Source organism: Deinococcus puniceus, assembly GCF_001644565.1.
Lineage (GTDB): Bacteria > Deinococcota > Deinococci > Deinococcales > Deinococcaceae > Deinococcus > Deinococcus puniceus.
In genome coordinates this window covers 542,501-558,732 of sequence record NZ_CP011387.1, presented here as the reverse complement: position 1 = coordinate 558,732, position 16,232 = coordinate 542,501, and the positions used below count along the sequence as shown (strand labels likewise).

Below are 16,232 nucleotides of genomic sequence, written 5' to 3'. Positions count from 1 at the left end.
ACGTTTCCTCGGCCAGTCTGCGGACTGGATGGGGGGCAAATTTTCCCCACGTGACGCTTTACACTGGGGACGTTACGTTCGGCCATTCCCCTATGGCCAATCCACTGGGACAGGATAGAAAGGAGCGAAGTTGAACACCAACCACCACCAGAGGCCGGGGCACTCCCGTTTCAGGCGCAGCCGCGCCCTTCCGTTGGCCCTCACGGCGCTGGGGGCAAGCCTGCTCACCGGCTGTCAGCAGGTCAACCAGACGCTCAGCATCGGAGATATGTCGTCGGGCTACAACCGCGAAATCTTCTGGATGAGCGTGTGGGCCATCGCGCTGTCCATCATCATTTTTATCGGCGTGTCGTACGCCCTGTTCTACACGGTCAACAAGTTCCGTGAAGACAAGCACGACGCGCCCCCCGCGCAGTTTCACGGCAACAACCGCCTAGAAGTCATTCTGGTGGTGGTGCCCGTGATCATCGTGGTGTTCCTGAGCGTCCTCACGGTACGCAGCATGGCCCGCCTGAACCCTACGCCCGAAAACGTCGTGAATATCGACGTGCTGGGCCGTCAGTTCTGGTGGAACTTTGCCTACCCCGAAGCCCCAGCGGCGGCGGGCGGCGTGGTCACCAACGGCAACGAGATCATCATCCCCACCAAGCAGCAAGTAGCCCTGACCATCACCAGCGGCGACGTGATTCACGGCTTCTGGGCCCCCAACATTGGCGGACAGCGGGCCGCCATGCCTGCCGTGAAAAAGACTTGGCAAGTCGATACAGACCGCCCCGGCGTGTATCAGGGCAATTGCTCGCAGCTGTGCGGGGCCAGCCACGCCAACATGCGCTACAAGGTCGTGGCGCTGGAACCCGAACGCTACAACACCTTCGTGACTGCTGCCCGCGCCTACCGTGCCCCAGAGCCTGCCCCCGGCAGCGCCGAAGCACGCGGCTACACGCTGTTCATGCAGGGCAAGCCCTCCACGGGCGCGCTGTCCTGCGCTGCCTGCCACCGCGTTCAGGGCACGCCCGCTGCGGGTGCGGCTGGCCCCGATCTCAGCTTTTTCGGCACGCGCCGCACCCTAGGCGCGGGCATGTGGGAAGGCGAGCGGGCACGCGAAATGCTGCACGAGTGGCTGAAGCACAGCCCCAAAGTCAAACCCGGCAGCCTGATGCCCACCTATGACGGCAGCGAGTACATGGTCAACGGCAAAGTTCTGAAGGGTGGAGTCCTGACCGACGCGGAAATTGACGACGTGGCGGCCTACATCCGCTCTCTGAAACTGCCCGAAGAGGCGGACTACTGGGAAGGCTCGCCCGTGATCGGCGCACAGGAAACCCGCACACAAGGAGGAAGCCAGTGACCGTTCAGCACGCTCCCCCACAGGTCAAGGCAGCCCGGCCCAGCATTCTGGAAGTGCTGCTGGACTACATGAAGACCACCGATCACAAGAAGATCGGCACGCTGTACATCGTGACCAGCATTCTGGCCTTCGGCATCGGCGGCCTCATGGCTGTGGCGATCCGCTTGCAGTTGGCCCTGCCGGAGCAGTCGTTCCTCGTGGGCAACACCTACAACCAAGTGCTGACCCTACACGCCGCCCTGATGATCTTTTTCTTCCTGATTCCGATTGGGCTGTTCGGCTTCGGGAACTGGTTCCTGCCCCTACAACTCGGCGTGCGTGACGTGGCCCTGCCGCGCATCAACACGTTCGCGGTGTGGCTGTTCATCTTCAGCCTGATTCTCGTCATCACCGGCCTCGCCAACGGCGGCGCACCCGGCGTCGGCTGGACGTTCTATTACCCCCTCAGCGTGGACGCCAACCAGACGGGCGTATCGGTGCTGATGGTCGCCTTGATCCTCAACGGCATCGCGTCGCTGCTGGGCAGTGCCAACTTTGCCGCCACCATCGTCAACTTGCGTGCCCCCGGCATGAGCCTCTGGAAGATGCCTATTTTCGTCTGGAGCATCTTCGCCACCTCCATCTTGCAGCTGATCTCGCTGGGCGGCCTGACCGCTGCGGCGCTGGTCACCTACCTCGAAATCAAGATGGGCCTGAGTATGTTCAACCCCGGCATCGGCGGCGTGCCCGTGCTGATGCAGCAGTTCTTCTGGTTCTACTCTCACCCCGCCGTGTACGTGATGCTGCTGCCTTACCTCGGGATCGCCGCCGAAATCGCGTCCACGATGGCCCGCAAGCCCCTGTTCGGTTACCGCGTGATGGTGTATTCCATCCTCGGCATCGTGCTGGTTAGCTTGCTGGTATGGGTTCACCACATGTTCGCGGTAGGTCTGCCCGAAAGCTGGCAAATTGCCTTCATGATCGCCACCCTGATCGTCGCCGTGCCCACAGGCGTCAAAATCTTCAACCTGATCGGCACGCTCTGGGGCGGACGCATCATTATGAAGACGCCCACCTACTGGCTGGTCGGTTTTATCTTCAACTTCCTGATCGGCGGCATCACGGGCGTGAGCCTCGGCATGATTCCCTTCGACTATCAGGTCACGATGTCGTATTACGTGGTGGCCCACTTCCATAACGTGATGATGTTCGGCACGGCGTTCCTTGCGATGGGCGGCCTGTACTACTGGTGGCCCAAGATGACGGGGCGCTTCCTGAGCGAAAAGATCGGCATGTGGCACTTCTGGCTGTTTATGGTCGGTTCGTGGATGACCTTCTTGCCCCAGTACATTCTGGGCTTGCTGGGCATGCCGCGCCGCTACTACACCTATCCCGAAGGCAACTTCGCTTGGACGGAACTGAACTTCATTTCCACGCTGGGGGCCATCATCTTGCTGGCAGGCGGCGTGACTTGGGTGTGGAACATGATCCAGAGCTTCCAGCGCCCAATTACTGCCGGGCCTAACCCTTGGGGCGGCTTTACGCTGGAATGGACGGCGGCCAGCCCTCCTGCCGCGTACAACTTCGCCCACGAGTTCCCCCGTTCCTTTCCCACCGAGCGCCCGCTGTACGACTGGGAAAAGAACGGCGACACCCTGACGCCCGTCGACCCCAAGACTATTCACCTGCCCGTGGATTCCATCTGGCCCTTTATCACGGCGTTCGGCCTGCTGCTGATGGGCTACGGCCTGAGCTTCGGCTGGTTCACCAACTACACGCCCGGCGGCGGCCTACGTGCCTTCGGAGAAGCCAGCTTCGGCTTCCAGTTGGCCTCTATCGTCTTGTACCTCAGCTTCCCCGTGTTCTTCTACGGCCTGTTCAAGTGGGCCGGAACCCGTGAATACGCCGTGCCCGTAGAGCATCACCACCTCACCAAGTACGACAACGGCTTCATGGGCATGAGCTGGTTCATCATCTCCGAAGTGGGCCTGTTCGGCGTGCTGATCGCGGGTTACGTGTACCTGCGCGTCATCGGGGCCGCCGAGCCACCCGCCCTGCGCCCCAACATCTGGCTGGCGGCCCTCAACACCCTGATTCTGGTGTCCAGTTCCTTCGTGCTGCACAAGGCCGAGCAGGACAACCATCAGGGCCGCCACACCATGTTCCGGTTGGGTCTGTTCATCACCCTGATCTTGGGTGCCGTGTTCATGCTGTTTCAGGTTTACGAATTCGCGCTGTTCGGCGTAGAAAACGACTGGAAACAAAACCTCTGGCAAGCCTGCTTCTTTACCATCGTGGGCCTGCACGGACTGCACATCATCATCGGTGGGACGGGCATCGCCATTCCGTACTACCAAGCCATGACCGGCAAGATGGACAAGTACAACCACGGTTCGATTACGCCCGCCAGCCTGTACTGGCACCTCGTGGACGTGGTCTGGCTGTTCATCGTGGCGATCTTCTACGCTTGGTAGGCAAGCTGGAATGTAGGCAGTAGGAAAAGAAGGGTGGGAACGCCGATTAAGCGTTCCCACCTTCTTTTTGGTTGAGTTGACCTGCTATTGCTTCTTGCTCAGCTGCCGCTCAGCCCGTTCTACCGCCGCGCTCATGGCTTGTTGGGGGTGCAGCACCACTGGCCCATGCCCGACAGCCAACCGGGTGGGATGGAGTGCAGCCAAAGTGCGGGCACTGGCGAGCGCGGTGGCCCGATCCCATGTTGCCAGCGCAGGCAACGGCGAACGCCACCGTAACTCGGCGCTGGTGCTGACCTGCACAAAGGTCTGGTAGGCGTCGCCTGCGATGAGTGTGCCGTCGCGGGTGTCTAAGAACGCCAACTGGCCGGGAGTATGACCGGGCGCGGCCACGCTTTGCAGGCTGCCCACACGGTCTCCGGGCGTCAGCAGGCGCGTGGGCTTGGTCTGGGCACGGGCGGCACGCGGCGGCTTTTGCAACTCGCCCTCGTCGGTGGTCAGGTCGCCTCCCATCAGGCGGGCGTCGCGGGCCGAGATCAGCACTTCGGCGTCGGGCAGGGCGGCGTGCAGGGCATCCAAACTGCCGATGTGATCGTCGTGTGCGTGCGTGATGACGATGCGCCGGATGGGAGCGCCGAGGCTGGCCGCCGCCTTCAGAATGGCCGGAGCTTGGCCTCTGGCTCCCGTGTCGATCAGGGTCAGGCCGTCGTCTTCTTGCACCAGATACTGATTGATGAAGCGGAACTGGGACAGGTGGGTGAGGTAAGCGCCGTGGGGGGTGGGGTGCATCAGACTCCCTTGCGATATGAGAACAGAAGCGGAACGTGGGGGGGGGTTCTGGGGAACGCTTTGGTCTACTGCTCCGTGCGCCCAGTTGCAAGCACAGCTGTTCCAGCAGCCTCAGCCAACTGGGACACGCGGCCCCATTCCTCTCCCCTATCCTGCGGGGCGATGAAGTGGCTTACCGTTGTTTTGCTGGCCCTTGCTGCGGCGTTGGGCGGCCTGTTGGTCTTCCGTTCGGGGGCTGCCGCGCCGCTGGGGGGCACCGTGCTGGATACGCCGGTGGCCCTGCCCCAACTTGGCCTGACCGACGATGCAGGCCGTCCCGCCACTCTGGCCGATTCGGATGGGCGGATGCGGTTGGTGTTCTACGGCTTCGTGCGCTGCCCAGACGTGTGCCCCGCGACTCTGGCCATTCTGAAAGAGGCTTATGAGGGGCTGGAGCCGCTGCAGCAGGCCAAACTGCGCGTGCAACTGGTCAGCGTAGACCCCGAATTTGACCGCCCCACTGTGCTGCGCGAGTACCTGAACGAATTCAGCGCCGATTTTGTGGGCTTGACCGGAACCATGGAATCCATCGATGCCGCCGCCAAAGCCATGTACGTGGTGAATGTCGCACCGTTGCCCACGCCGACGCACCAAAATCACACCGACAAGCCAGACGCACAGAAGGCAGAGGATCAAGCGGCAACGGGAGCGGCGAGCCGCTTGCACGGCGATCAGGTCAGCGTGGTAAACCCCAAAGGCGAGTTCGTGCGGGTATACAGCAATCTGGAAGTCGTGAACGGCATTCTGAAACGCGATCTGCCGGAGCTACTGCGGGAATACGGCTCGTAAACGAGACAATCGGAAGGGCGGGCCTCAGCAATGACATGGAGGCCCGCCCTTCACTGGTGTTGAGTCACTCCATCTTGAGAAGGCTTATGCCCCCAACTGCTGTCCTTCGATGGCATTGAACACCGCGCCGCCGGGGTCTTGCAGTACCACGATTCGGCCCCAAGGCGTGTCGGACGGCGGAAACAGGACTTGCCCGCCGCTGGCCAACGCCGCTTTGGCCGCAGCATCGGCGTTGTCTACGGCAAAGTACGCGACCCAGTGGGGCGGCATTTCGGGAGCAAAGCTGTCGTCGTCCATCTGCATCACGCCCGCCGTCCAGTCCTCTCCGTGGTGCAGCGTGTGATACGGAATTTCGGCGCTGGGCTGACTTCTGGCTCCCAAAAAGTCGGCGTAGAACTGGCTGGCTCCGGCCAGATCACGGGTATTGCCCTGTGCCCAAGACAGGCTGCCGTGTTCGCCCATCAGTTCCATGCCCGTATGCGTGCCTTCCTGCCACAGCCCGAATACGGCCCCGGTGGGATCGGCGGCCACCGCCATCTGGCCCTGATCGCCAATTTGCATCGGCTCCACCATGATTGTGCCGCCCAAATCGCGGATGCGCTGCATGTCGGCCTGTGCGTCGGCGCTGGCAAAGTACAGCGTCCACGCGCCCGCCCCGCCGCCCATGCCCGGCATCTGGGGGGCAAGGCCCGCCACACGCTTTCCGTTTACGGTGGCGGTGCGGTAGCCGCCGTATTCCTCTACGCCCTCGGAAATGGCCCAGCCGAAGACCTGCTGATAAAACGCAAGATCAGCGTCCATATTGGGCGAAGACAGATCGAGCCAAGTCAGGGTTCCAGCGGGGTGGTGCGTATAAGTAGGCATGGATAGGGAACCTCTCTGGGGAGCGTGAGGGCGGGACATGGGGGCGAATTGTGACCAACTGCTTGAGACAAATCTAGTATAAGTTACACTACTGATTATGTCAAGAAACAAATCCACCCCTGATATTGTGTGAAGGCAAATCTGTATCCGAGACTGAGAGACAGACTCCCGTTCTCAATTTCGGAAATAGCGTAATATAGTGGGCATGACCGAACCGCTCGATCCCGCCCTCAGGCCCAAAACACTGACGGAGTATGTGGGCCAAGAACGCCTGAAAGAAAAGCTGGGCGTGTACCTTCAGGCCGCAAAGGGCCGCAAAGAAGCGCTGGATCATACGCTGCTGTTCGGGCCGCCCGGACTGGGGAAGACCACACTGGCCCACATCATCGCGCACGAACTCGGCGTGAATATCCGCGTGACTTCCGGCCCCGCCATCGAAAAGCCGGGAGACTTGGCGGCCATCCTGACCAACAGCCTCGAAGAAGGCGACGTGTTGTTCATCGACGAAATTCACCGTCTGGGGCGCGTGGCCGAGGAACACCTTTATCCGGCGATGGAAGATTTTAAGCTGGACATCGTGCTGGGTCAGGGGCCAGCCGCCCGCACCATCGAATTGCCGCTGCCGCGCTTTACGCTGGTGGGGGCCACCACCCGCCCCGGCCTGATCACCGCGCCCATGCGCTCGCGGTTCGGCATCATGGAGCATTTGGAGTACTACACCCCGGAAGAAATCGGCACCAACTTGCTGCGCGACGCCCGCCTGCTGGGGTTCGGGCTGGACGAAACCGCGGCCATAGAAATCGGCGCACGCAGCCGGGGCACCATGCGAATTGCCAAACGCCTGCTGCGCCGGGTGCGCGACTATGCCGAAGTGGCGGGCGAAAGCCTGATCGGGCTAGACCGCGCCATGCACGCGCTCGATAAGCTGGGGCTGGATGCGGCGGGCCTCGATGACCGCGACAAGAAGTACCTCGAAACCCTGATTCACCGCTTTGCAGGCGGCCCGGTGGGTGTGGACACCCTCGCCACCGCCATCAGCGAGGACGCCCTGACGCTGGAAGACGTGTACGAGCCGTACCTGATTCAGCTGGGCTTTATCAAGCGCACGCCGAGGGGCCGCGTGGCGACGGCGCACGCCTATGACCATCTAGGCCTGCCCGTGAGTGGCGTGGACGGGGATTTTTCAGGCTTTTTGACGAATTAGGAATGGAGAGGATGGAACGTGGATCGTAGGTCAAACAAACCACGATCCACGTTCCATTTACACTTCTTGCCATGAGCGCCGCCCCCACCGCCCCCCAAGTGCAGATGTTCGGCACCAAAAAGAACCCCGCCACCCGCGCCGCCGAGCGCTTTTTTAAGGAGCGCCGGGTCAAGATTCATTTCGTAGACCTGAGCGTGAAGCCGATTGCCAAGGGTGAACTGACCCGCTTTGTGCAGAAATTTGGCCTGAATGCTCTGCTGGACATGGAAGGCAAAGCCTACGAGCGGTCTAACCTCGCCTACCTGCGAACCACCGAAGAAGGCATCATCACGCGGATCATAGAGACGCCGGAACTGCTGAAGCTCCCGCTGGTACGGGGCGGCAAGGTGCTGACGGTGGGCGAGGATGCGGAAGGGTGGGGGCGGATGCTGGAGGGGTGAGCTGGTGAATCCACATTTTCTGGCAATCAGTTGCCTTCTTTGCGGTGTCTTGGTGTGTCTGATCGGCAAACGGACTAACAATAAGGTGGTGCAAGGCATCGCCATAGGCCTGTGTGGGATAGCCATTCTGGGCTGGCTAGGCTACGTCGCCGCAATGTACTACCTCCTAAATTTTTACTTCTGAGCCGCGCATTACCGAAAAACCGGAACTGCTGAAGCTGGCGCGGTTGGCAAGATGCTACCGAATCGGCAGGAATGAACCTTTGCGCGGGGCGCGGCGTATCAATCAGCAGGAGGCTCCACCATGTCTGACTACACGCCTAACACCGCCGCCGCATCCCGTTCCGCCCTGTCCCGCCTTGCCCTGCCCGCGCTGGTGCTGCCCGGAATGCTGGTGGCTGCCGCGCTCCTCAGCAGCGCCGCGCCTGCCCAAACAATGGCGACTCCGACGATGACCACTCCGGCCATGACCGACACCATGAAGAAGTCGGGCGGCTACGTGGTGTACACCAAAGCCGCCTTCGACGCCGCCAAAGGCACGCAGCGGGTGCTGTTCTTTCACGCGACGTGGTGCCCCAACTGCAAGGCCGCCGACGCCGACATCAAAAAGAATCTGGCGCAGTTGCCCGCAGGCGTGACCGTTTTCAAGACCGACTACGACAAGGAATCGGCCCTGAAGAAGCAGTACGGGATCACCTACCAGCATACCTTCGTGCTGGTGGACGCGCAGGGCAAGGCGCTGAAAAAGTGGGCAGGCGGCAACCTGCGCGACATCATCGCCAATACCAAGAAAGCCAACACCAACTAGGAGCCTGAGCCGTGCTGCTGCTGCTGATCGCCTTTGTGGGCGGCGTGCTGACCGTCATTTCGCCCTGCGTGCTGCCCGTGTTACCTGTGTTGCTGTCGGGCACGGTGGGCGGAAAGGCGCGGCCCGCCGGAATCATCGTGGGGTTCGTGGGCAGTTTCGTGGTGCTGACACTGTTCCTCTCCACGCTGGTGTCGGCCCTGAACCTCAGCCCGGATGCCGTGCGCTGGGGCGCGGTGGCCCTGCTGTTCGTCTTCGGCCTGACGCTGGCGGTGCCTGCCCTGCAACTGCGTTTTGAGGTACTGGCCGCAAGGGTGGTGCCCCACAGGGTTGCCACTGGAAACAGCAAGGGCGGCGACGGCTTCGGCGGTGGCCTGCTGGTAGGCCTGACGCTGGGGCTGGTCTGGACACCGTGCGTGGGGCCGATTCTGGCCAGCGTCACGACGCTGGCGCTGAGCGGGCAGGTCACGGCCTTCGCGGTGGCGGTCACGCTGGCGTATGCCCTCGGCGTGGCGCTGCCCATGCTGGCCATCATGCGCGGCGGGCGGGCCATGCTGAAGCGGGTTCCGGCCCTGATGGGCAACCTGAGCCGGATTCAGCAGACGTTCGGGGTGGTGCTGGCCGTGTTCGCGGTGGGCATGGCGTTCGGGCTAGACCGCGCCGCCCAGACCTTTATCGTGGAGCGCGTGCCTTACGTGCAGCGCCTCACCTTCTTGGAAGAAACCGATTCGGTACGCGAGCAGTTGGAGCAGCAAGCGCCCTGAATCCTTAGCTTTCTGCCCGCTCAACCCGAATCCGCGTGTTGTGAAAGGTACTCCCGCCGCCCAGATCCGTCAGCGTTTGGGCGGTGATCGCATTGATGCTTTCGCCGTCCGGGGCAGACAAGCCCCACCAACTGCCTTCCACGACCACCACGCCCGGTTGCGCCGCCTCGGTCACGCGCAGGCGGCGGCGGGTGCTGCCGACTTCGCTGGTCAGGCGGGCGTATTCGCCGTCAGCTAGGCCATAGGCTTCGGCATCGGCGGGGTGAATCAGGGCGTGTGGTTCGCTGCCCTCGGCGCGGGTGAGGTTGGGCAAGTTGCCGTAGGTAGAGTTCAGGAAATGGTGCGCGGGCGGCGTCAGCAGACGCAGGGGAAAGTCGGGATTCAGGGCGGCTTCGGGTTCGCGGTGCTGCGGCGCGGGCGAGAGTTGCACCTTGCCGCTGGGCGTGGGTGCGCCGTGCGCATAGGGCCGCCAGTCTTCGGGCAAATTCAGGTGAACCATGCCTTCTGCCTTCAGCCGCTCCGGGGTAATGCCTGCCAGATGCGGGTGCGGCGTGTCCAACACCTCGTTCAGCAGGTCGTCTACCGTCCAGTACACGGCGGGTTCGGTGACGCCCAAACGGCGGGCCAGTTCTCCAAACACCCAGGTATTGGGGCGGGCCTCGCCGGGAGCCTCCAGCGTGGCGGGGTTATACGACAGCCAGTGGTGGCCGTAACTGGTGTAGACGTCGGCGTGTTCCATAAACGTTGTCGCGGGCAACACATAGTCGGCGTGGCGGGCAGTCTCGGTCATGGCCTGCTCCAGCACCACCACCATCAGGTCTTCTCGCTGGAGTCCTGCACGCACGCGGGCCGAGTCGGGGGCCACCACCGCCGGGTTGCAGTTGTAGACCACCAGTGCGCCCAATTCGTTCTCGGGCCTCAGGGCGTTCGCCAGTTCGTTCATGTTCACGCGGGGTGTTTCGGGCTTCAGCAAGTCGGCCCCGCCTACCCGTGCCCGGTTCAAGGCGAATGCGCCGCCCGTGCTGAGGGTCACGCCGCCGCCGCGCAAACGCCAGTCTCCGGTCAGGGCCGGAAGCAGGGTCACGGCCCGCAGATTGGTTCCGCCGAATTCGTGGCGGGTCATGCCGTAGCCCACGCGAATGTAAGTGGGGCGCGTGGTACCGATGGCGCGGGCAAATTCTCGGATTTCCTGCACGCTCAGGCCAGTCACGGCGGCGGTGCGTTCGGGCGTCCATTCGGCGGCGGCCTCCCGCAGTTCGTCTATGCCCAGCGTGGCTTCGGCTATATAGGTCGCGTCCGTCCAGCCGTGGGCGAACAGTTCGTGCATCACGCCCAGGGCCAGCGCCGCGTCGGTGCCGGGTTTCAGCTTCAGGTGCTGGTCGGCGTAGACAGACGTGCGGTTGCGGTAAGGGTCGACATGAATAATCCGCGCCCCCGCCTTCCGCGCCGCCGTCATCTGGGGGGTCAGGTGGCTGTGGGTACTCAGGCTGTTGATGCCCCACAGCACGATGAGTTTGGCGTGCGGCACATCCAGCGGGTCTACGCCGTAGCGCGGGCCGTAGCCTAATGTCCACGCGGCGCTTCCGGCGGTGGCGCAGATGGTTTCTTCCAGTTCCGGCGTGCCCAGCGCCCGCCAGAGCGTGTGGGCGTGGGCGTTTTCCATCAGGCCCATCGTTCCGGCGTAGTGGTAACGCAGGATGGAAGACGGCCCCCGCGTGTCCAGCAAGGTTCTCAGGCGGCCCGCGATGGCGTCCAGTGCCTCCTCCCAACTCACGCGCTCGAAGATAGGATCGGCGTCGGATTTGGAATTGACGCGCCGCAGGGGGTACAGCGGGCGCTCCGGGTGATTTTGACGCGCCGGGTAATGCACCGTTTTGACGCAGGCAAAGCCCCGCGTATAGGGGTGGTCGGCGTCTCCGGTCAGCTTCACGGCCCGTTCCTGTCCGTCCCCCCCGCGGGCCAACGTAATTCGCAGGCGGCAGGCGTCGGGGCAATCCAGCGGGCAGGTCAGGAGCACATCGCGGGTAGGCACAGGGAGAAGCGGGGCGGTCATGGCCTGAGTTTATGCCGACTGACTGGTGAAGCTTGGCTGGCTTGGCAACTTTTTGGCAGAACAACCCCCCCGTTGCTGGCGCAACGCCCCCCCTTAGAGGTGGGGACAACAGCTTTTGCGCTCCCCTCAAGGGGGGCTGGCTGCGGAGCAGACTGGGGGGTTTACACGCGACGGCATTCCCTTCCATCCCCCACAACCTCCGTCCCACATCCCGCCCCCCAAAACCTTTTCCGCGTCTCTTTCCCGCCGCCCCACCGGGATAGACTGCCCGCATGATTGGAAAAACGTTTACAACGATGCTGGGTGGCCGCGAACTGAGCATCGAGACGGGCAAACTGGCCAAACTGGTCAGCGGCAGCGTGACCCTGCGCTACGGCGACACGATGTTGCTGGTCACCGCGCAGGCCCGCGAAGAAAAGAGTCCACTGGATTTCCTGCCTCTGACGGTGGAATTTGAAGAAAGGCATTACGCGGTAGGCAAGATTCCCGGATCGTTTCACCGCCGCGAGGGACGCCCCGGCGAGAAGGCCATCTTGGGCGCACGCATTACAGACCGCCAGATTCGGCCCCTCTTTCCCAAGGGCTACCGCCACGAAACGCAGGTCATCATCACCGTGATCAGCGCCGATCAGCAGAACCTGCCCGACGTGCTGGGGCCAATCGGCGCTTCGGCGGCCCTCAGCATCAGCGATATTCCTTGGGGCGGCCCCACTGCCTGCGTGCGCGTGGGCCAAGTGGACGGCCAATACGTGCTGAACCCCACCACCGAGCAACTGAACCGTTCGGTACTCGACCTCGTGGTGGCCGGAACCCGCGACGCCGTGATGATGGTGGAAGCGGGCGCACAAACGGTCAGTGAGGAACTGATCGTGGGGGCCATCGAGTTTGCCCACGCCGAGATGCAAGGCGTGATTTCGCTGATCGAAACCATGCGGGCCGAACTGGGCCAAGAAAAATTCAACATTTTGGCCGAAGGCGACCTGACCCCCGACCTCGTGCCGGAACTGGCCGCCGCCGCCCGCAGCTCTGGCCTGCGCGACGCCCTGCTGACCACCAAAAAGAAGGAACGCAGCGCGAATCTGAAGGCGCTCCGTGACCGCTTGATTGCCGCCCAGATTCCTGAGGGAGAGATGGACGCCGCCGAAGCCCGAATTGCTGCCCTAAAAACCGCGTTTGGCAAGGTAGAAAAGCAGGAACTCCGCCGCCTGATTCTGGAAGAAGACATGCGGGCCGATGGACGCAACTCTAAGACCGTGCGCCCCATCTGGATCGAAACCCGCAGCCTGCCCCGCGCTCACGGCAGCGCCATTTTTACCCGTGGAGAAACCCAAGTGCTGGGTATCGCCACGCTGGGCACCGAACGCGACAACCTGCTGGTAGACGACCTCACGCTGGACGACAACGATAAATTCCTGTTGCACTACAATTTCCCGCCGTACTCCACAGGTGAAGTGAAGCGCATGGGCGGGCAGTCTCGCCGCGAAATCGGGCACGGCAACCTTGCCAAACGGGCCATTCGCGCCGTGCTGCCCACTTTCGAAGAATTCCCCTACGTGATCCGCGTGGTGGGCGAAGTGCTGGAATCGAACGGCAGCTCCAGTATGGCCACCGTTTGCGCCGGAACCTTGGCGCTGATGGACGCGGGCGTGCCGCTGAAGGCTCCAGTAGCGGGTGTGGCGATGGGTCTGGTCATCGAAGGCGACAAGTACCGCATCCTCACCGATATTTTGGGGCTGGAAGACGCCTTGGGCGACATGGATTTCAAGGTGTGCGGCAGCGAACACGGCATCACGGCGCTGCAAATGGACATCAAGGTGGGCGGCATTACCCCCGCCATCATGCGTGAGGCGCTGGAGCAAGCCCGCGTGGGCCGCCTGCACATCCTCGGCAAAATGGCCGAAGTGCTGGCCGCGCCCCGCGCAGAACTGGCTCCCACCGCGCCGCGCATCGTGACCATCAAGATCAATCCCGAACTGATCGGCAAAGTGATCGGCCCGGGCGGCAAGCAGATTCGGGAACTGGAGGCCCTCGGCGCACAGATTACGCTGGAAGAAGACGGCACGGTACGCATTTTCAGTGCCGATGGAGCCGCTGCCGAAGCCGTGAAAGCCCGAATCGAAGGCCTGACCCGCACGGCCAAGATTGGGGAAGAATTTGAAGGCACTGTCGTCAAGACCGCCGCTTTCGGGGCCTTCATCAATTTGTTCCCCGGTCAGGACGGCATGCTGCACATCAGCCAGATGTCCGAGGAGCGCGTAAACGCTGTAGAAGACGTGCTGAACGTGGGCGACAAGCTGCGCGTGAAGATCGTGAACGTGGATGACCGGGGCAAAATAGACCTCGTGCGCCCCGAACTGGAAGGCAAAATCGCCCCCCGTGCGCCGCGTGAAGCCCGTCCGGGTGGAGACCGGGGCGGACGGCCACCTCGCCGTGACTGAGAACAATAGGCCATAGAAAATCAGCTTGGGCGCAGGGGCACAGAGAATCTAAAACTCTCTGTGCCCCTGCGCCGTCCTGTCTCTCCTGCTCACTTGTCCTGCTCACTTGTCAGCCGCCGTTACCCTACAATCCTTGCCATGCGCCCCGCCTACCTCACCGCCGCCCGGAACCTGCAACTGGGGCGCGAATGGGCTGTAGAGGGTGACCAGTCCCGCGCCCTCGAAGCCTACGAAGACGCCCTGACTATCCTGTGTGCATTGCCGCCCGAGCGCACGCGGGATGTGTTGCTGGCGCATACGCATCTGGCTTTTTTTCAAACGCTGGCGCTGGCAGGGGCCGATGCGGGGCAGCAACATCTGCATTTGGGCGTCAGCTATGCCCGCAGCACCCGTGATCCGTTGGCGCGCGCCATTGCCGAAGAGTGCCTGAGTGGGCTGGATGTGGTGCTGTAGGGGGAGTGTGAGCAACCAAAGATCAGCAGGCCAATCTGCATCTAGAGATTGGCCCGCTCTGTTCGTGTTGAGAAGTTCAGTTTTACTGGGTGGGCGGCACGATTTGCACCGTGGTCTTCTTGTCTTTCTTGCTGTACAGGCATTGCAGACCCGCCGAACCCACCGGGCGCACGCTGGCATTTTTGCCGTGAATGGCAATCAGCACGGGTGCGCCCGCCAACCAGCCACCTTCCGGGTTGGGCTGGGCAGCGGCAACCCACTCGAGGGAATCGGCGGCGAGGCTCACATGCAGACTTTCGCCAGCGGCCAGCGGGCTGCTTTGCTCGATCAGGGTTTTCAGAGGCACACTCTGGCCCTGCAAACTCACGCTCAGCGTGTCGGCCTCTTCCAGTTGCTCCTTGCAGTATTCCAAGAACTTGTACTTGCTGATGCCATTGGTGGTGTAGTCACTCGCCAGCGGATTGGTGCGGACGGCCACCGCCACCACGAAACTCAGGAGGGCCACGCTCAGGAGGATCGCCACCCACAAGAAGGCGCGGCCTGCACGTCCCCCACGGGAGCCAGAACGGTCAGAGAAAGCATTGCTCATATCGCCCTAGCATAACGCGCCACGGGCAGGCAAACGTGTTACCAATCGGACGTTTCCCTAAACACGCCGTCCCGCCCCACCCGCTCCAGCGCTTCCGCCACACTCTCCCCTGTGTCCGGGTGGCGGCGCAGCGGGTCTAGATCGGCCAGCGGAGCCAGCACGAAGGCCCGCTGCCAAGCGCGGGGGTGGGGCAGGGTCAGTGAGGGCGTCTCCATCACCAAATCACCGTACAGGATCAAATCCAGATCTAGAATCCGGGCCTCCCAGCGTTCGCGGCGTTCGCGTCCAGCGCGGGCTTCTAGGGTGTGCAGGGCTGCCAGCAGGGCTGGGGCAGGCAGGCGGGTGTGTAGGGTCAGGGCCGCGTTCAGGTAATCGGGCTGACCGGGCGGGCCACCCACAGGCGCGGTGCGGTACAGGGCCGATGCCCCCGTGACGGTTCCCAGCTGTGCCAGTTCTGCCCGTGCCCACTGCAAGGTCTGCCGCGCCTCGCCCAAGTTCGCGCCGAGGGCGATCCATGCCGTCTGCATAGGCTTAGGTCTGTTCTCCCTGCTGCAAGGTCAACTCCGCGTACACGTCGCGGAAGACGCCCGGAATGGGGGCAAACGGCTTATGCACGCGCACCGTCACGCTCTCTAGGCGCGGCTGATCACGCAGCACGCGGCGGGCCACCCGGTCAGCCACCACCTCTATCAGTTGCCAGCGCTGCTCGGTCACTTCCTGCCGAATCGCGTCGTAGACGGCGGCGTAATTTACGGCAGCATTCAGTTGATCGGGCAGGCCCGCAAAGGGGTAATGCAGTTCCGCGTCAATCACGAAGCGTGCGCCCAGCACCGCTTCCGTGTCGTACACGCCATGCCGCGCATGAAATTCCAGTCCTTCCAATACCACACGGCTCATACCCGGAGTTTAGCCCACTGTGCCCTGTACTGCTTAGTTGGGGGCTACTTGGTCTAAGGCTGCTTGCACCCGCAGGGCTTGAACGTGGGCGGCTGCCGCATGCACACGCACCAACGCTGCCCCCTGCCGCGCCGCGTGCAGATGCAGGGCCAGCGAACCGGGATCGCGCTCGGCTGCGACTGGCACGCCCGCCAGCCTATCGATCATGCGTTTGCGGCTGGCCCCCACCAACAGCGGATGCCCCAAATCTGAGAGCTCAGCGGTGGCCCGCAGCAAGCTCAGGTTGTGTTCCAGCGTTTTGCCAAAGCCT

General features: G+C 62.8%; 16 protein-coding genes (1 of these 16 cut by a window edge). 9 read left to right on the top strand and 7 right to left on the bottom strand.

The genetic code is table 11. The annotated features are described in order from the left end of the window. Positions 1 to 130 precede the first annotated feature (130 nt). Positions 131 to 1,348: a cytochrome c oxidase subunit II gene (gene coxB / locus SU48_RS02555; protein ID WP_064013879.1), complete on the top strand. Its 1,218-nt coding sequence runs from the start codon at positions 131 to 133 to the stop codon at positions 1,346 to 1,348. Continuing rightward, positions 1,345 to 3,801: a cbb3-type cytochrome c oxidase subunit I gene (locus tag SU48_RS02550; protein WP_064013878.1), complete on the top strand. Its 2,457-nt coding sequence runs from the start codon at positions 1,345 to 1,347 to the stop codon at positions 3,799 to 3,801. The genes coxB and SU48_RS02550 overlap by 4 nt, the downstream gene beginning before the upstream one ends. A gap of 84 nt (positions 3,802 to 3,885) precedes the next feature. On the opposite strand, the gene SU48_RS02545 is transcribed toward SU48_RS02550, so the two are convergent. Then, positions 3,886 to 4,587 (bottom strand): MBL fold metallo-hydrolase, encoded by a 702-nt coding sequence (locus SU48_RS02545; RefSeq protein ID WP_064013877.1) that lies wholly within the window; start codon positions 4,585 to 4,587, stop codon positions 3,886 to 3,888. A gap of 162 nt (positions 4,588 to 4,749) precedes the next feature. Between SU48_RS02545 and SU48_RS02540 the strand changes: the two genes are divergently transcribed. Beyond that, a complete protein-coding gene (locus tag SU48_RS02540) occupies positions 4,750 to 5,415 on the top strand; it encodes an SCO family protein (protein WP_064013876.1) in 666 nt (221 codons plus the stop codon). Between the two features lie 84 nt (positions 5,416 to 5,499). Here SU48_RS02540 and SU48_RS02535 read toward each other — a convergent pair whose 3' ends face one another. Further along, positions 5,500 to 6,279 carry a VOC family protein gene (locus SU48_RS02535; RefSeq protein ID WP_064013875.1) on the bottom strand — a complete coding sequence of 260 codons (780 nt, stop codon included), beginning with the start codon at positions 6,277 to 6,279 and terminating at the stop codon, positions 5,500 to 5,502. 205 nt (positions 6,280 to 6,484) lie between these two features. Between SU48_RS02535 and ruvB the strand changes: the two genes are divergently transcribed. From ruvB to SU48_RS02515, 4 genes are all read left to right on the top strand, one after another. Then, positions 6,485 to 7,483, top strand: coding sequence for a Holliday junction branch migration DNA helicase RuvB (gene ruvB, locus SU48_RS02530; RefSeq protein WP_064015798.1), 999 nt, complete (start codon positions 6,485 to 6,487; stop codon positions 7,481 to 7,483). A gap of 104 nt (positions 7,484 to 7,587) precedes the next feature. After that, positions 7,588 to 7,923: an ArsC/Spx/MgsR family protein gene (locus SU48_RS02525; RefSeq protein WP_064015797.1), complete on the top strand. Its 336-nt coding sequence runs from the start codon at positions 7,588 to 7,590 to the stop codon at positions 7,921 to 7,923. Between the two features lie 304 nt (positions 7,924 to 8,227). Further along, positions 8,228 to 8,731 (top strand): thioredoxin family protein, encoded by a 504-nt coding sequence (locus SU48_RS02520; protein WP_064013874.1) that lies wholly within the window; start codon positions 8,228 to 8,230, stop codon positions 8,729 to 8,731. A gap of 11 nt (positions 8,732 to 8,742) precedes the next feature. Next, on the top strand, positions 8,743 to 9,492 hold the full coding sequence (locus SU48_RS02515) for a cytochrome c biogenesis CcdA family protein (protein ID WP_064013873.1): 750 nt from the start codon (positions 8,743 to 8,745) through the stop codon (positions 9,490 to 9,492). 4 nt (positions 9,493 to 9,496) lie between these two features. Here SU48_RS02515 and SU48_RS02510 read toward each other — a convergent pair whose 3' ends face one another. Then, positions 9,497 to 11,545, bottom strand: a complete 2,049-nt coding sequence (locus SU48_RS02510) for a molybdopterin oxidoreductase family protein (protein WP_064013872.1) — start codon at positions 11,543 to 11,545, stop codon at positions 9,497 to 9,499. A 272-nt stretch (positions 11,546 to 11,817) separates the two neighbouring features. Between SU48_RS02510 and pnp the strand changes: the two genes are divergently transcribed. Then, on the top strand, positions 11,818 to 13,983 hold the full coding sequence (gene pnp, locus SU48_RS02505) for a polyribonucleotide nucleotidyltransferase (RefSeq protein ID WP_064013871.1): 2,166 nt from the start codon (positions 11,818 to 11,820) through the stop codon (positions 13,981 to 13,983). Positions 13,984 to 14,121: 138 nt separating this feature from the next. Continuing rightward, the gene (locus SU48_RS02500; protein WP_064013870.1) at positions 14,122 to 14,436 is read left to right on the top strand and encodes a hypothetical protein; all 315 of its coding nucleotides are present in this window, start codon (positions 14,122 to 14,124) and stop codon (positions 14,434 to 14,436) included. Positions 14,437 to 14,518: 82 nt separating this feature from the next. On the opposite strand, the gene SU48_RS02495 is transcribed toward SU48_RS02500, so the two are convergent. The 4 genes in view from SU48_RS02495 to folP are tightly spaced (at most 38 nt apart) and all read right to left on the bottom strand, a layout consistent with a single transcriptional unit that may run on beyond the window. Further along, on the bottom strand, positions 14,519 to 15,025 hold the full coding sequence (locus tag SU48_RS02495; protein WP_064013869.1) for a hypothetical protein: 507 nt from the start codon (positions 15,023 to 15,025) through the stop codon (positions 14,519 to 14,521). Between the two features lie 38 nt (positions 15,026 to 15,063). Then, positions 15,064 to 15,552: a 2-amino-4-hydroxy-6-hydroxymethyldihydropteridine diphosphokinase gene (gene folK / locus SU48_RS02490; protein ID WP_064013868.1), complete on the bottom strand. Its 489-nt coding sequence runs from the start codon at positions 15,550 to 15,552 to the stop codon at positions 15,064 to 15,066. 4 nt (positions 15,553 to 15,556) lie between these two features. Further along, entirely contained in the window at positions 15,557 to 15,922 is a 366-nt protein-coding gene (gene folB / locus SU48_RS02485) for a dihydroneopterin aldolase (RefSeq protein WP_064013867.1), read from the bottom strand. A 33-nt stretch (positions 15,923 to 15,955) separates the two neighbouring features. Further along, a protein-coding gene (folP, locus tag SU48_RS02480; protein WP_064015796.1) for a dihydropteroate synthase crosses the window boundary here: on the bottom strand, positions 15,956 to 16,232 show its final stretch. 608 nt of this gene lie beyond the right edge of the window; the window shows 277 of its 885 coding nt (coding positions 609-885); its start codon lies off the right edge, out of view; its stop codon occupies positions 15,956 to 15,958.

What these genes read in the sequence shown, in the direction of transcription:
- SU48_RS02495 (WP_064013869.1), bottom strand. Translation starts at nt 15,025, where the DNA reads ATGAGCAATGCTTTCTCTGACCGTTCTGGCTCCCGTGGGGGACGTGCA.
- SU48_RS02510 (WP_064013872.1), bottom strand. Translation starts at nt 11,545, where the DNA reads ATGACCGCCCCGCTTCTCCCTGTGCCTACCCGCGATGTGCTCCTGACC.
- SU48_RS02545 (WP_064013877.1), bottom strand. Translation starts at nt 4,587, where the DNA reads ATGCACCCCACCCCCCACGGCGCTTACCTCACCCACCTGTCCCAGTTC.
- SU48_RS02520 (WP_064013874.1), top strand. Translation starts at nt 8,228, where the DNA reads ATGTCTGACTACACGCCTAACACCGCCGCCGCATCCCGTTCCGCCCTG.
- SU48_RS02540 (WP_064013876.1), top strand. Translation starts at nt 4,750, where the DNA reads ATGAAGTGGCTTACCGTTGTTTTGCTGGCCCTTGCTGCGGCGTTGGGC.
- pnp (WP_064013871.1), top strand. Translation starts at nt 11,818, where the DNA reads ATGATTGGAAAAACGTTTACAACGATGCTGGGTGGCCGCGAACTGAGC.
- folK (WP_064013868.1), bottom strand. Translation starts at nt 15,552, where the DNA reads ATGCAGACGGCATGGATCGCCCTCGGCGCGAACTTGGGCGAGGCGCGG.
- ruvB (WP_064015798.1), top strand. Translation starts at nt 6,485, where the DNA reads ATGACCGAACCGCTCGATCCCGCCCTCAGGCCCAAAACACTGACGGAG.
- folB (WP_064013867.1), bottom strand. Translation starts at nt 15,922, where the DNA reads ATGAGCCGTGTGGTATTGGAAGGACTGGAATTTCATGCGCGGCATGGC.
- SU48_RS02500 (WP_064013870.1), top strand. Translation starts at nt 14,122, where the DNA reads ATGCGCCCCGCCTACCTCACCGCCGCCCGGAACCTGCAACTGGGGCGC.
- SU48_RS02535 (WP_064013875.1), bottom strand. Translation starts at nt 6,279, where the DNA reads ATGCCTACTTATACGCACCACCCCGCTGGAACCCTGACTTGGCTCGAT.
- SU48_RS02525 (WP_064015797.1), top strand. Translation starts at nt 7,588, where the DNA reads ATGTTCGGCACCAAAAAGAACCCCGCCACCCGCGCCGCCGAGCGCTTT.